General features: G+C 47.9%; 20 protein-coding genes. 5 read left to right on the top strand and 15 right to left on the bottom strand.

Annotated features, from left to right (window positions below; translation table 11 throughout):
- Positions 1-78: 78 nt before the first annotated feature.
- Entirely contained in the window at positions 79-702 is a 624-nt protein-coding gene (locus tag ACQKD4_RS13720; protein WP_427373752.1) for a glucosaminidase domain-containing protein, read from the top strand.
- 198 nt (positions 703-900) lie between these two features.
- Here the strand turns inward: ACQKD4_RS13720 and ACQKD4_RS13715 are convergent, their stop codons facing one another.
- Both ACQKD4_RS13715 and ACQKD4_RS13710 read right to left on the bottom strand, forming a co-directional pair.
- Positions 901-1,914 (bottom strand): ABC transporter permease, encoded by a 1,014-nt coding sequence (locus ACQKD4_RS13715; protein ID WP_427373750.1) that lies wholly within the window; start codon positions 1,912-1,914, stop codon positions 901-903.
- Positions 1,907-2,635, bottom strand: coding sequence for an ABC transporter ATP-binding protein (locus ACQKD4_RS13710; RefSeq protein WP_427373748.1), 729 nt, complete (start codon positions 2,633-2,635; stop codon positions 1,907-1,909). Before ACQKD4_RS13710 ends, ACQKD4_RS13715 begins: the two co-directional genes overlap by 8 nt.
- 171 nt (positions 2,636-2,806) lie before the next feature.
- Here ACQKD4_RS13710 and ACQKD4_RS13705 point away from each other — a divergent pair, with 171 nt between their 5' ends.
- A complete protein-coding gene (locus tag ACQKD4_RS13705) occupies positions 2,807-3,415 on the top strand; it encodes a TetR/AcrR family transcriptional regulator (protein ID WP_427373746.1) in 609 nt (202 codons plus the stop codon).
- A gap of 32 nt (positions 3,416-3,447) precedes the next feature.
- Here the strand turns inward: ACQKD4_RS13705 and ACQKD4_RS13700 are convergent, their stop codons facing one another.
- Entirely contained in the window at positions 3,448-3,831 is a 384-nt protein-coding gene (locus ACQKD4_RS13700) for a hypothetical protein (RefSeq protein WP_427373744.1), read from the bottom strand.
- A gap of 186 nt (positions 3,832-4,017) precedes the next feature.
- Between ACQKD4_RS13700 and ACQKD4_RS13695 the strand changes: the two genes are divergently transcribed.
- The 3 genes from ACQKD4_RS13695 (at position 4,018) to ACQKD4_RS13685 (ending at position 7,092) form a co-directional block, all read left to right on the top strand.
- Positions 4,018-5,514 carry a phytoene desaturase family protein gene (locus ACQKD4_RS13695; RefSeq protein WP_427373742.1) on the top strand — a complete coding sequence of 499 codons (1,497 nt, stop codon included), beginning with the start codon at positions 4,018-4,020 and terminating at the stop codon, positions 5,512-5,514.
- A 114-nt stretch (positions 5,515-5,628) separates the two neighbouring features.
- Positions 5,629-6,354 carry a hypothetical protein gene (locus ACQKD4_RS13690; RefSeq protein WP_427373740.1) on the top strand — a complete coding sequence of 242 codons (726 nt, stop codon included), beginning with the start codon at positions 5,629-5,631 and terminating at the stop codon, positions 6,352-6,354.
- A 9-nt stretch (positions 6,355-6,363) separates the two neighbouring features.
- Positions 6,364-7,092 (top strand): AAA family ATPase, encoded by a 729-nt coding sequence (locus ACQKD4_RS13685; protein WP_427373739.1) that lies wholly within the window; start codon positions 6,364-6,366, stop codon positions 7,090-7,092.
- A gap of 111 nt (positions 7,093-7,203) precedes the next feature.
- On the opposite strand, the gene ACQKD4_RS13680 is transcribed toward ACQKD4_RS13685, so the two are convergent.
- The 12 genes from ACQKD4_RS13680 to ACQKD4_RS13625 form a co-directional block, all read right to left on the bottom strand.
- Entirely contained in the window at positions 7,204-7,680 is a 477-nt protein-coding gene (locus tag ACQKD4_RS13680; RefSeq protein WP_427373737.1) for a hypothetical protein, read from the bottom strand.
- Complete coding sequence (locus ACQKD4_RS13675; RefSeq protein WP_427373736.1) at positions 7,673-8,164, bottom strand: hypothetical protein; 492 nt, start codon at positions 8,162-8,164, stop codon at positions 7,673-7,675. The genes ACQKD4_RS13680 and ACQKD4_RS13675 overlap by 8 nt, the downstream gene beginning before the upstream one ends.
- A gap of 58 nt (positions 8,165-8,222) precedes the next feature.
- Positions 8,223-8,693: a hypothetical protein gene (locus ACQKD4_RS13670; RefSeq protein WP_427373735.1), complete on the bottom strand. Its 471-nt coding sequence runs from the start codon at positions 8,691-8,693 to the stop codon at positions 8,223-8,225.
- 128 nt (positions 8,694-8,821) lie between these two features.
- On the bottom strand, positions 8,822-9,295 hold the full coding sequence (locus ACQKD4_RS13665) for a DMT family transporter (RefSeq protein ID WP_337874740.1): 474 nt from the start codon (positions 9,293-9,295) through the stop codon (positions 8,822-8,824).
- 12 nt (positions 9,296-9,307) lie between these two features.
- A complete protein-coding gene (locus ACQKD4_RS13660; protein WP_427373733.1) occupies positions 9,308-9,967 on the bottom strand; it encodes a Crp/Fnr family transcriptional regulator in 660 nt (219 codons plus the stop codon).
- 12 nt (positions 9,968-9,979) lie between these two features.
- Positions 9,980-10,405: a DMT family transporter gene (locus tag ACQKD4_RS13655; RefSeq protein WP_214786096.1), complete on the bottom strand. Its 426-nt coding sequence runs from the start codon at positions 10,403-10,405 to the stop codon at positions 9,980-9,982.
- 12 nt (positions 10,406-10,417) lie between these two features.
- A complete protein-coding gene (locus ACQKD4_RS13650) occupies positions 10,418-11,356 on the bottom strand; it encodes a DMT family transporter (RefSeq protein ID WP_427373732.1) in 939 nt (312 codons plus the stop codon).
- A 105-nt stretch (positions 11,357-11,461) separates the two neighbouring features.
- Positions 11,462-11,944 carry a hypothetical protein gene (locus tag ACQKD4_RS13645; protein WP_427373730.1) on the bottom strand — a complete coding sequence of 161 codons (483 nt, stop codon included), beginning with the start codon at positions 11,942-11,944 and terminating at the stop codon, positions 11,462-11,464.
- Positions 11,919-12,419, bottom strand: a complete 501-nt coding sequence (locus ACQKD4_RS13640; protein WP_427373728.1) for a hypothetical protein — start codon at positions 12,417-12,419, stop codon at positions 11,919-11,921. The genes ACQKD4_RS13645 and ACQKD4_RS13640 overlap by 26 nt, the downstream gene beginning before the upstream one ends.
- Positions 12,416-12,919 (bottom strand): hypothetical protein, encoded by a 504-nt coding sequence (locus tag ACQKD4_RS13635; protein ID WP_427373727.1) that lies wholly within the window; start codon positions 12,917-12,919, stop codon positions 12,416-12,418. Before ACQKD4_RS13635 ends, ACQKD4_RS13640 begins: the two co-directional genes overlap by 4 nt.
- A gap of 9 nt (positions 12,920-12,928) precedes the next feature.
- The gene (locus ACQKD4_RS13630) at positions 12,929-13,387 is read right to left on the bottom strand and encodes a hypothetical protein (RefSeq protein WP_274664984.1); all 459 of its coding nucleotides are present in this window, start codon (positions 13,385-13,387) and stop codon (positions 12,929-12,931) included.
- A 13-nt stretch (positions 13,388-13,400) separates the two neighbouring features.
- On the bottom strand, positions 13,401-13,850 hold the full coding sequence (locus tag ACQKD4_RS13625) for a hypothetical protein (RefSeq protein WP_427373725.1): 450 nt from the start codon (positions 13,848-13,850) through the stop codon (positions 13,401-13,403).
- Between the last annotated feature and the right edge of the window lie 124 nt (positions 13,851-13,974).

Here is a 13,974-nt window from a genome sequence, read left to right as displayed (position 1 = left end):
ATAAATATGAAATTAAACTTTAATACATATATGGTATTATTTCTCAATGGATAGGATTCATTTAGGAGGGTACATATTATGAAAAAAGTGTTCGGCTTTATCATTGTTGTTCTTCTGGTCATTTCATCTTTCGTCTCGACTGGATCAATCGTTGAGGCGGCCCCAAAGAAGCAGAATCGTGCTATCATGGGAGTATCGGCTTTGACTCCGCAACAAATGGCGGATTACGTAAAACAAAAGAATCCTCGTGATGTCCGGCTCGCGAAAACGTCTGTCGAAGATTTGGCGAAACTTTTCGTCATTATCGGCGCAAAAGAAGGCGTCCGTGGTGATGTTGCGTTCGCACAGGCACTAAAAGAGACGGGTTATTTCCGTTATGCCGGCGATGTCCTTCCGAAACAACATAACTATTCAGGGATTGGGACGACTGGGAACGGCGTGAAGGGACACTTTTTCCGTTCACCACACCAAGGCGTAACTGCTCAAATTCAGCATCTAAAGGCATACGCCTCAAAAGATGCGCTGAATATGACAAAAGTCGATCCACGCTTCCACCTCGTCAAACGGGGCTCCGCGACGACTTGGCCGTCACTTCACCGAAAGTGGGCCATGCAGCCAAAAGGAAATTACGGAAACGAGATTCTTTCGATTTATCAAGAAATGTCGAAAACACCGAAACGTGTCGCTAAAGCAAAACGATGAAGAAATGTAGGGGTGAAAGAACGTGACGTGCAAACAAGTTAGACTCGCGAGCGGAATCGCACTATTCGTGACCGGCGTGATGTTGTTACTCAAGCGCTAATGAGCATTTCGGGCAATTGTCCGAGTGCTTTTTTTGTGGATAAACAAAAAGCCATGGCGCTCTATAAGTACCACGGCTTTAGCTAACGTTTATTTAACTCAATGTCCTCTGTATTTTCCGAGTGCCCGCATATTTAAGAGATACAAGACACCTGCATAGAGAATCAATCCGAGTAAATACACCCAGATGCCTGAGAAGCCGCTACCGTAAATCATGACTTCCTTGATTGCCGTTGCTCCGTAAAAGATTGGCATGATGTAACTCAAGTTCCCGAGACCATATGGAATCAAGTCGAGCGGGATGAGTCCCGAGAAGAACACTTGCGGGATGATGGTGAACGGAATCATCTGTACGACTTGTAATTCCGAACGGGCAAACACCGAGATGGTCGCTCCGAAGAGAACCGCCGTACCCGCCATGAGTAGCATCGTCAACATGACCCATGCCATGTTCCCAAGAGAAGAAAGACCGAGCACATAAATCGAATAGAGCACGATGAAAATCGACTGAACGACCGCAAACGTTCCGTACCCGAGCGTATATCCTAAAATGACTTGTCCTCGCTTGATTGGAGTCATCAAGAGTCGTTCGAGCGTTCCGCCACTCCGTTCTTTGACGAGTGCCATCGCAGAAAGGATGAACACGAAGAAGAATGAAAAGAGGGATAGGAAGACGAAGCCGAACGAATCGAACGTAGATTGGTCTTCTTCTCCATAGACGAATGCCGTATCGATCTCGGCTGCAGGATTGAGCGTCGTCAACGCATCTTGAATCTCGCGAACCGCTTTCGAAGACTTCGTCGACGGCTCACGTAACGTGATAGTCGTACCTTCCTGATTCATTTCAAACACGGCATCGACCTGTTCATTGTCTTCGATATACGTCTTCGAATCATCGAACGATGCCTGTTCCACTTCGAGCGTCTCGTCCTCAAATGCGGTGACGAGCTGTTCTGGTACATTTTCGTCGAGGACGACGGTCGGCACATAATCCGAGTCTCCGAGTAAGAAGTAGACGAGTGTCAAAATGAGAAGCGGTGCGATTAAAATCAAGGCGACACTGCGCTTGTCGTTCAACGTTTGGAAGATAACACGTTTCGCTAAGTTACGCATGGTCACCCACCTCCTCTTTCCCAGCAATTAAGAACAGTTCTTCGACGCGACCGTTCTCGGTCTGGTCGAGCAAGTCTTGCACATGATCGTACGCAATCAATCGTCCATTATAGACGAGTGCAGCACGGTCACACTCGAGCACTTCATCCATGACGTGTGTCGAGACGATGATGGTCGTCCCTTCCGCTCGAATCGTTTGGAACTGATCCCAAATCTGACGGCGTAAAATCGGATCAATCCCGACCGTCGGTTCATCGAGGAACAGCACGTCTGGCTTATGCAAGATAGCAATGGCTAGCGACAGACGTTTTTTCATCCCTCCCGAAAAATTACGGACGAGTTTATGTCGATCGTTTGTTAAATCAACAAGCGCGAGCACTTCGGTGATCCGTTCCTGGAGCGCTTTTTTCCCTAACTTATAAATTGAACCGAAGAAGGCGAGGTTCGCCTCGGCCGACAAGTCTTCGTACAAGCCATCGTTTTGCGGCATAAATCCGATTTGTCGGAGCATGGCCATATTCGGCATCTTTGTTTCCCCGATATGGACACTTCCTTTGTCCGGTGCAAGTGCGCCAATCATGAGTCGAATGAGCGTCGTCTTCCCCGATCCAGATGGTCCGAGCAAGCAGCAAATCTCACCGGACGGAATCGTGAAGTCGATGTTGTCGATGGCGAGCTGGTCACCGAATGACTTGTCGACGTGTTGCAATTGAATGTTCATGCTTATCACTCCTTTTCGGCGCCTCATCGTGTATACTCAAGATAATCGACACCGTGTTGGTTTATAAGTTCAGTATAGACCCCGTTCACGGTGGCAACAATCGTCAATATCGGTCATCGTGTCGGTTTTCCGACAGATGCAATGAATGTGTTGAGGAAAAGGAGAAATAATATGGAACAAACCGATTTACGCGTCATCCGGACGAAGAAGTTGATCAAAGATGCCTTCTTCAGTCTTATTGAAGAACAGGGATTTGAAGCTGTCACCGTCAAGCAATTGACCGAACGGGCCGGTATCAATCGAGGAACCTTTTATAGCCACTATGTGGATAAGTTTGAGTTGATGGAGAAATGCGTCAACGAAATCTTTGAAGAGGCTGAACAGAAGTTGATTTATCACTTGCCACACATCTTCGGAGACGAACGGACCGACAACTCGTACCATTACCTCATTCCGTTCATCCGCTTCATCGAAGACAACCAAATCATCATGAAGCCACTGCTTGGACCGAACGGAGACCCGACATTTCAAACGAAGCTCCGTGCATTCATGCAGGCTGCCTTGTTTCAGCGCTCTCCGGTAAGCTTGTTTGACCCGGACAAAATGATGGTGCCGCCCCCGTATCTCGTCGCCTATCTCTCTTCGGCGCACATGGGGGTCATCTACGAATGGTTGAATAATCCGTCAGCAGAAGAGACAGCAGAAGACATCGCTCGCATTATCTATACGATCACGTTTGAAGGACCGCTCGTCGCCGGCGGTGTGAAATCAAACGACTAAAGCCTCCCGCATATTTTTGCGAGAGGCTTATTTTATGAGACGCGAACCTGTACGTGCAAGCTTCCATTCTCTTCAGTTGTCTCCTGATAAACGTTTTGTGACGCCTCCAAATCATGCCACGCGATGCGGTACGACTTTCCTCGCATCCCTTCAAACTCGAAGGCGAGATGTTGTAAATCCGACATACCTAGGATACGGTCAAACGGTCTACCTGGACCATCCCATTCCAGTTGGTTTGCTGAATCCTTTAATACGAGGTCGAGCCCGTACATCACTTTCTCTTTAATCAATTCTCCATCCGCCGCAACACGCATCCCGTCTTGAATATCATGCATCCGACACGATTCGATATCGTCAAACGGGATCGTGATCTCATCGCCGTTCGCAAAGTGAAGCGTGATTGTTTTTACGATCATCTTAAATTCCTACTTTCGTTCAGTCTCTGTTCCCTTACTATACAAGACTTTTCCCCGTTCAGGGATGACATCTTTGTGGATGTGGCAAATCCGTAAAAGCATGTTCGATTCATTTAGAAACGGGAATAGAAGAGGTAGCAATCATTCTGTTTTTTGAAAATAATACTTCGGAAAGGCGGCGAATATATGCAATCATTGGATAAGTCGGTCATCGTCATCGGTGGAGGGCTCGGTGGATTGTCAGCAGCCATCTCGCTCGCTCAAAAGGGATACGACGTCTCACTCTACGAAAAGAACGACCACATCGGAGGGAAAGTGAACCGTCTCGAACAAGACGGATTCGGCTTCGACCTCGGACCCTCGATTTTAACGATGCCCCATATCTTCGACAAACTGTTCCGCGGAAGCGGCAAACGGATGGAGGACTATGTTTCCATCCAACGGCTTGAGCTCGAATGGCGCTCGTTCTTCCCGGACGAGACCGTGCTCGACCTCTATCATGACCTCGAACAGATGCAACGCGCGAATCCTTCCCTCTCTCGAAAAGACATGCAAGAATATCGTGAACTATTGAATTACGCAGCCCGCATTTATAAGACGACCGAGAAAGGCTACTTGGCTGAAGGGTTTGAGTCACCTTTAGAAGCCGTCATGAAGACGGGGATCTTCCCAACGCTCTTTGGGTTCGATTTGACGTCGACGATGTATAGCGCCATCAAGAAGCGCATCAGTAATCCGCATCTTCGGGACATGCTGTCGTATTACGTCAAATATGTTGGGTCGTCTCCTTATAACGCACCAGCCGTCTTAAACATGATGATTTACATGCAGTATGCCCAAGGCTGTTGGTACGTCGAAGGTGGGACCCACAAACTCGCGGAAGGATTGACAAAGCTCGCCGAAGAAATCGGTGTGAAGCTACATACCGGTCAGGGCGTCATCCGTGCCCACGCGGTGAATGAAAAGATTACAGCAATCGAACTTGAAGATGGACGTCTCCGTTCGGCCGATTATTTCGTTTCGAATATGGAAGTCATCCCGTTTTATCAGAAAATGGTCGACGCCGACGAACAGTACGTCGACAAACTCGTCGATAAATATGAACCGGCCAGCTCTGGATTCGTCCTCCATCTCGGGGTGAAAAAAGCCTATCCTCAGCTCGCGCACCATAACTTCTTCTTCTCCGAAAATTTGCATGAGCAGATGGATAAAATCTTTGAGAAACACGAACTTCCAGACGATCCGACGATTTATCTCGTCAACGTCAACAAGACCGATCCGACTCAAGCACCACCGGGACATGAGAACATTAAAATCTTGCCACACATCCCGTATATCCAAGACAATCCGTTCACCGAAGAAGAGTACGCCGCCTTTGAAGAGCGTGTACTCGATAAGTTAGAACGCATGGGTCTTGATGGTCTGCGTGAACATACGGTGACGCGTGACGTATGGACGCCTCATGATATCGAGCGGACGTATGGCTCGGACCGAGGTGCCATTTATGGAACGGTCGCCGACAAGAATCGGAACGGTGGCTTCAAACATAAGAAGCAGAGCGAGCTTTACCATAACCTCTACTTCGTCGGCGGGACCGTCAACCCGGGCGGTGGGATGCCGATGGTGACGCTCAGCGGTCAGCAAGTGAGCGACAAGATTGCGAAACGTGACAAAGTGAAATGATGTTCTTTCATCCCTCATTCAATATGAGGGATTATTTTTTTGAAACTTTTTCCAAATCCCTTCCGTATATTGTGATACGATACAAACAATCAAACATACAAACGGAGGAACAGGATGCATCAAATCACAAGTTATTTCTTTATGTATGCCAAAGTTGTCGTCACGGATAAAGTTCCATTCTTTTGGACACTCGGAATTCCACTCGTCATCGCTTTGACGACACCATTATCAGGTGTTCATCAAGCGACACCTGCAGAATATTACGGACAAATCGCTTATTTTTGGGTATACATTGTCCTTGCTACATATGTGAATGGTGTAGGTATCGAACTCGCTCGCATGCGCGAATATGGACTGATGAAAACGTACGTGATGATCTCAGGCAACAAACTGACATACGTCATCGCCGTCATCTTGGCGCAACTTCTATTCGCCTCCATCAGCCTACTTTTATTCACAACGGTCGTTACGCTCGTACACGGGTTCTTTTCGTTCAAGTTGATTGCAACGTCTCTACTCGTATTGATTGGCAGTATCCCGTTCGCGGTTGCCAGTGTTGCCATCACGTCGCTTCCAGTGAAAGTATCGAGTCTCGGAACGTTCGCAAACATACTGATGTTCCCACTCTTTTTATTGGCAATCAAGTCACCTAATCAATGGTTCAGCTTCCTCAACCCGTTCTACGCGCTCCATGAATTCGCGCTCGGGTTGCTGCATCTGACGACTCAAGTCGATCTCTCGTTCGGAGTATGGGCGACATTCCTTTCCGTACTCGGTTACTTCATCATCGGTGCGATTGCGTTGAAACGCTTCAGTCTCGTCTCACTCATCACACGCTAGGAGGTTCTTATGCACGTAAACCAACTCACTTATCGCTATCCGAAAGCGACGCGCCCTGTACTCGACGGCGTCTCGTTCACCCTGCAACCAAATAAGCTGAATGTGTTGATCGGACAAAACGGTGCCGGCAAGACGACACTGTTTGATAGTATGACGGGTACCCTTCCCGTTGACAAAGCGTCACTCGACCTCGTCCCGACGACGGACATGTTGTACTTGACACAACTCATGTACAACCATCATGAGTTGACGGGAAAAGACTTCGCCTATTTCATCGGACGTCTGTCGCAGCGCCCCGACTTCAAGAAACTCGAGTCTTATGTGAATAACCTTTCAACTTCCCGAGAGCAAGAACTGTTCGAACATCTATGGACGATGAAACTCGGAAAAATGTCCGTCGGGGAGAAGAAATGGCTCTTCGTGACACTATTGTCTTCGATCAAACGATCTCTCTATTTATTTGATGAGCCGACAAGCGGAGTCGACCCTGCGTCACGCATTCAAATCATGCGTCGCCTGCAGCGACTCGTCGAAGAAGGCAAGACATGCCTCATCTCGACGCATCAGTTGCATGACTTGGTTCAACTTGATGCCCACGTCATCTTCCTACACGGTGGACGTATTTTGTATGAAGGGGACTTCCAGGACTGGCTCAAAGAATCTGGAACGACCGACCCGGATGAAGCGTTCGTTCGGATGGTCGACACACCACTTGATGATGTGGCGGTGACACGATGAATGACTCGTTTTGGGAACGACACCGGTTCACATTCTATACAATCGGCATGGTAGTCTGCGGTTTTCTCATCTCCATGTTCTCATGAAAAAAACTCAGCCTCTGACGCTCTGTCAGGGGCTGAGTTTCTGTTTACGATGTGCTTGTCGTAACTCCCGATTGGTCACATGCTCAGGATCCGCTTCACGTAATTTACGGTCCATCGGGATGTACAAGATGAGAAGCGGGATGACGCCTATCAATGCGACACCGAGTAGCTCCTGCATCGAACCGAATACGAACCATGTAAGAAAGGTAAATACAACAAGTGACCCAAACATAGCGACGATGATAAGAAATTCTCGGCGCACGAGGCGTCGGTATTCCTCGTCTTCGTTGAATGTGCGCAACAGCTTCATCCGTCGCCACGCTTGATAGAGCATCGGCAGTTGAGTCACGAGGAAAGAGAAGGCAAGCGTCGTCACCGTGACACCTTTTATGACTGAAACGACTAGAAATAAAAACAGGCCGATGATGCCAAATATCGCGCTGACGCCTCGTGCGTCAAGGTCCTGTTCGACCATTTTGGGGAGACGTTCTTGTTTATCCATTCACTTTCCTCCTTTTTTGTTTCTTCCGCTCAAATTGGACATGGCCGAGCTCGACACCCGTCACATGTAACGGGTCGATTTCTTTTAGCTTGCGGTCTAAGCGAACGCTTAACGTCAACAAGCTGATAATTCCGATAAACGCTGCGATGATGAACGTGAGTAATGTAATCCATTCAAGCTCTATACAAGCAATCAGGATGAGAAGCAGAAGCGGCTGAGCAAAATTCAATAAAAACTCGAACCGCACAAGTTGTTGGTATCGCGTGTCCTCGTTAAATAAAAGGAGTAACTTTTTGCGATGCCATGCATGATACAAGAGCGGAACATGTCCAACGAGAATCATCGGTAACAATAAGAGAATATCCGTCTTCCAAAAATATAAAAAGAAGAGCAACATGACGCCGATTAACGGAATCACCATTTGTCTCTTTCGTTTCTTATCATCTTTCAACATTCGTTCTAATCTAACTTCATGGTCTACCATCGAATCCCCCTCGAGTGTTCTCGTTAGTTTTATGTACGAAACCTATTCTCGATTCGTTTCATCCCTTACGCTTCTCCCGATTCATCAACCCCAATAAACTCTCGACGACATGTTCGTCATCAATCTTCAGAACCTTCCAATCCACCCATGACTCAAGAAATAGGCAACTCGCGATGAGAACAGCTCCCCCAAGACTCATCGTGTCTAGCGTAATGTACTTCAATGAGTAGAGCGCCAACATCGACATGACACCAATCAAGAGAACCAACTGTATGGTGCCTTTTAAGTAGATGAATCTTCGGTATATAGTCGAGTCATTGAATTGTAAAAATAACTTAAGTTTGTGCCACGTCGCAACCAAAAGCGGCATGAACACTGCCGCACAAAAGATGAACAAGGGCAGGCTCATTCTTGAGTCATTGAACCATAACCAAAGTGCTGTCACGACACCGATGACCAGCACAAGAAGTGGACCTTTATTCGTCCACGCTTTGTCATATAAGTATTCCATTCTTTCTTCCCGTAACACCTCACACACCTCCAAAAGTAAAAAACATCTAATTCTCTCTACATGTTTATCCTAACAATCTAAAAGCAAACTTTCGAGGATTTTCCATTAAAAAGGAAAAAGCACCTGATGTTATCAGATGCTTCTCGTTATCCGGCTTTTGAAACTTTCGCTGATGTGACGGGTGTCTTCCCACTCAACTGAAACACGAGCACCCCACCAACAATCAACACAATCCCGACGACCGTCTTCCAGGTGAACGGAACGGCCGTCAAGCCGAACCATCCTAACGTATCCCAGAGGAGCGCGAACAAGATTTGAGACACCATGACAATCGAGATGGCATAACTCGGTCCGAGTCGCTCGACACCTTGCGTCACACTCATGACGACCCCGACGCCGAGGATTCCACTGAACCAGTACCATGTCTCCATCTCCTCTACTCGGAACAAGGCACTTCCTTCTTGGAATAGACCGATCAGTAGCGATGCTAAAAATCCGAGTCCAAGGACGAGTGTCGTCGTCGCCCACGCACCAACACGCTTCTTGACGTTGGCATTAAACGTGTTTTGCACACAGACGAGCATTCCGCCGATGACAGCAAGCATCATCCCAATCGCCATGGTTCTCCCCTCCTATTCATAAATACTCTCCCCGACAATCTCCAACAACCCTTCTCGGTCGATGATGGTAATCATCCGTCGATTGCGCTCGATTAAACCGGCTTCGACGAAACGCCGAAGCGTCCGGTTCACATGACGATAACTCGTCCCAATCAAATCAGCGATATCCGTCAATTGGTCGACCGTCGAACCTAGCGTTTGGTCATCTGGCGTCATCGACAATAAATAACTCGCTAAGCGAACCTCAACGGGATAGAACAAATTGAAGCTGAGGGATTGCGACTTCCGTTCGAACTTTCGCGTGATTTCTTCTAATAAATAGTGTAACCACGCAACATTTTGGTGCGCATGACGAACCAAGTTCTCGAATCGGATGACAAGCATCTCAACTTCTGTGACCGCTTCGACCGTATTCAAATAAGGAGTCCGCTGAATATATTCGATATCCCCAATCAAATCGAGCGGATATTTGAAGGAAAGGACGAGTCGCTTACCGGTAGCGGAAGTATGAGAGACGCGAATCTTCCCTTTCACTAAGAAGCGGAGATGCCCTGCTTCATCACCTTGCGTACAGATGACGTCTCCCGCCTCATATCGGACGAGCTTCAATTCGTTCTGCGCAGCGACAGGCAAAACGGCTAATTCAAATTGCTTTTTATACGCCTCAACCATGCACATTTCCCCCTACCATTTTAATAATATGACGCCCGCAATCATCATGAACACCCCGAACAACTGCATCCCGTTCAAGTTCCGACGCACCATTCCGAACCATCCACGCCAGTCAATGACGAGCGCGAGTGCCAACTGCGCGATGAGAAACAAGGAAATCGTGAGCGTAACCCCGAGCTCGTGGACGGCTGTCATATTACTGAACAAGATGATTGCCGCGAACGCTCCGCCCGATAAATAGAGCGGGTTCACGTGACGCATCTCGATATACGTGCGGTCGCGTAACGCCAACATGACGAGGAGCGCGACGATGAATCCCGTGAACTGTGTCAACGTCGCCGCTTGCCACGTTCCAATCTGTGAACTGATTCGCGCATTCGCAACACTTTGTAACGTCAAAAAGAAGCCTCCGCTGATTGCAAACAACACTCCTCGCATCGTTTTCCCCCCTTAAGATAGACGAATCAATACAATTCCAAGCACCATGACGATCAAGCTCACGAGTTGAACACCGGTGACCGGGTTCTTCTTCGCTCCGAACCAACCGAAACGGTCGATCAGTAAACTTCCACATAACAGTCCGACAATGACGATGATGACAGCAATCCCCGTACCCACAATCGGAACGATAAGGACGTTTCCTCCGATGAAGAGCGCCCCGATGATCCCACCGAGCCAGATCCACCATGGCTGACCTTTCAGTTGACCGAGCGGAACGGGTTGACGTGAGACGAGTAAAATAAGTAAGAGCGCCAACGTTCCCACAACGAAAGAGACCAATGCCCCTTTCAGAGCCGATTCGAGCACCGTTCCCAAATAGCCGTTAATGGCCGTTTGCGTGGCACTCATCATTCCTGTAAAAATTCCAAACAGTCGCCAAAGATTCAGGTTCCCGGTGTCCGTTTCCATCGAGACGACCAGTTTGCCTCTTCGGCGGTTAAGCCAGTCGGATAAGGCAACCGTTCCGATGACGCCAAGTAAGACGAGCACGACTCCGAACAAGCGTAACGCCGTGATCGGATGCTCAACGGAGTTGAACCAACCAAAATGGTCAATTAACAAGCCCATCAAAATCTGTCCAAAAATTGGCATGATGACCGTCTGGACACTTCCGAGCCTCGGGAACAACAAGATATTTCCTGTTAAGAACAAGACACCTAACAATCCGCCAACCCACATCCAAGTGGGACCTTGCTGAATGACCGAGCTGTCAAACCCGAATGACTGCCCGGTCAAAAGGAGCAACAGAGATAAAAAGATGGTCCCGACGGTAAACGATAAAAACGATGCGACGAACGGGGAGCCGACCACTTGGTGCAAACGAGAGTTCACACTCGTCTGCATCGGTAGCAAAATCCCAATCGTCAATCCAATCAAAATAGCTAACATGAATGTCTTCCTCGATTCTTCTACTAGTTCTCTATACATTGTCAGCTTACGCCTCGGCACCCAAGAAGAAAAGGACCGATGTCCTCAAAAAAAAACGAACCCTTTTCAGGTGTTCGTTTTGGACTCATGGAAACGCTGATCGCGTGCTTCACGCAATTCTTTCCCAAGTACGTGATGCACATCGAACTTATGAAGCTTTTGATTGATGATGTATGGTGCCAAAATCGACAGCCCACCGATCCCGAATAACCCGGCAATGGCAACGACGGGCGACAACGAATCAGCATAATAGGCGGCTAGTAGGCAGATGGTCGAGACGAAACAGAGCCACTGGATTCCAAAGTCTGTATACACCAGACGTTGATAACGGGCATCCTCGTTAAAGGTAAGAAGAAGTTTTGTCTTCCGCCACTCGAGACAGAGATATGGAAAAAAACTGATGAACACGATGAGCGGAGCGTACAGTCTGTACTGCGCAGCGATGAGGAATGTCATCACGACGGTCGCGATGGAGACGCCCCACCGCCAACGCCAATGACTGTCATCTTGTTTGAGCAACTGTTCAATTCGCTTTTCTTTCGTCAGCATATGTACTCCCTTCGTAAGATCGATAGTGCTTCGTCACCTCATCCCGTGTCGGTTGGTCCGGGTCGGCTTGTCGTAATTGCCGGACGGTCTGATAGTGAGTCCATGCTAGCAGGACAATCCCTAGACCAATGATGCCCAGGATGATGAAGCCTAGACCGATTGACGAAACCTCAAGGCGACTGAGAAGGACCATTCCTATGACCACTCCAATCCAGTAAGAATAGAGGCGGTACAAGCGTCTCGTGAGTAACTCGGCTTTTCCGGACGTCAAGGTTTGCAACTGTTTACTTTCTTGACGTGTGAGATACATGAGTCCAGTCGCTGCTAGCGTCGACCCGATTCCCCATATCCACCATGTGTCCAAGCCGAGCACGAAACTGTTACAGACAACGAGGGCCGCTGTAAGCCAGATGCTCTTATTTTGATGCAATTGCCGATACGCGCCGATATATTGAATTCGTTCTTGTTTCGTCATAACTCTTTACGATCCTTCCTTGAAATTTCATCTAACGCACGTTTCAAACGCTCACGGTTTGCCCGGGTCCATTCGCCCGATGTGACGTGGTGCTCATCAAGCGCGGACTGCTTTCGGTCAATCCAATGTGGAATCAATATGAGACACGGTCCGCCGACGAGGAGCGTCCAACTCATCCAAGGTAAGAGATCGATTCCGTTGAAATGCATGACAATCAAAATCACGAACCACATCAGACTGATTAACATGACAGTAAAATCCATTCGTAACAGACGATGATAGCGTGTCGATTCATTGAAGGATTGCTGTAATTTCATCTTGTTCCATTCAAGCCATGTCGCATAAAGAAGTGCGACACCTGGTAGGAGAATGCTATACGGACTCCATGTCGACAGAAAATAAATCGATACGGCTAACATGACTCCACTTACGATGATATTCAGACGGGTGAATCGCTTCTCAAACTGCTCGATTTGTTGAAGTCGTTCAGCTTTGTCCATGGTGTCACCTCAGTCTTTTACGAAGTCGAGTTTGATTTCGCGGCGCATCGGTTGTTCCGCGTCATACTCGGAAATCTGTCTGTCGAGCATCTTCTGTAAGAAATGCAATAAGATGACTCCACTTAAGAAGACGACGAATAGCGACCATCCCGGCCAACCGATTAGAACGATGAATGGAAAGAGGATGGCTAATAAGACGAGTAGCCCCATTTCCGATACATACTGCCAATCGATGATCCGTTTGGCTTGTTCAACATTCGTTAACTTCCTGACGAAGCGACGTTCTCGTCCGATGACGTAAAGCATAATTGTTAGTACGAGCGCCAACGGGATAGTGTACATCGGTTCTCCATTAGATTGAAGCACGAGTACGACAAGTCCACCTGTCAGTATTGCAAGAATTGAGCGCAACAAAAGCCAACGCTGCTGATAACGATAAATCGTATTGATCCGTTCTTGTTTATTCATCTCATTCATCCTTTCAGAATCGTCGAATCTCTCGACGTGTCGGTTGTTCCGGGTCGAGCCAGCGGATTTGTTGATCGAGCTTCTCTTGAGCCCATAAGATATAAAGCAATGCCCCACCGATGAGGACCGCAGGAATCCAAGACCACTCCATGATTCGAATGGCCAACGGATTCACCAGTCCGAGCAATGCGATAAAGAGGAAGTCCAGATGATACTGCAGTGTCACGACACGTTTCACCTGTTCTTGCTCCGACAATTGACTGATCGCCTCTGCTTCATTCGAAAAGAAGTAACGCGTCGCAAGTAACACCCCACCGATGATTGCGAACCCAATCCAAATGTTCCCGTCCGTTCGCATGAGGAAATAAACCGCAAGACCTGCCGGAATCGCTAAGAGTAAGCGTTGCAGGAGTCGCTTTCGATTTGATTGTTTGATTGTATGTAGTCGTTCTTGCTTGTTCATCTCATTCACCTCTTATTTCACTATACGGAATGCGCATGAGAAAAGTTCCGTTATTTTACATTTTCGTACCAAAGTCATGTTTCTTGACGATACGATTGTCTCGGCTTATAGTTTAGTTAACTTA

Origin of the sequence: Exiguobacterium sp. NPDC077395, assembly GCF_050269125.1 — a bacterium.
Lineage (GTDB): Bacteria > Bacillota > Bacilli > Exiguobacteriales > Exiguobacteriaceae > Exiguobacterium > Exiguobacterium aestuarii_A.
Note: the sequence above shows the minus strand (reverse complement) of the source record. Positions and strands in the feature narration are given on the sequence as shown.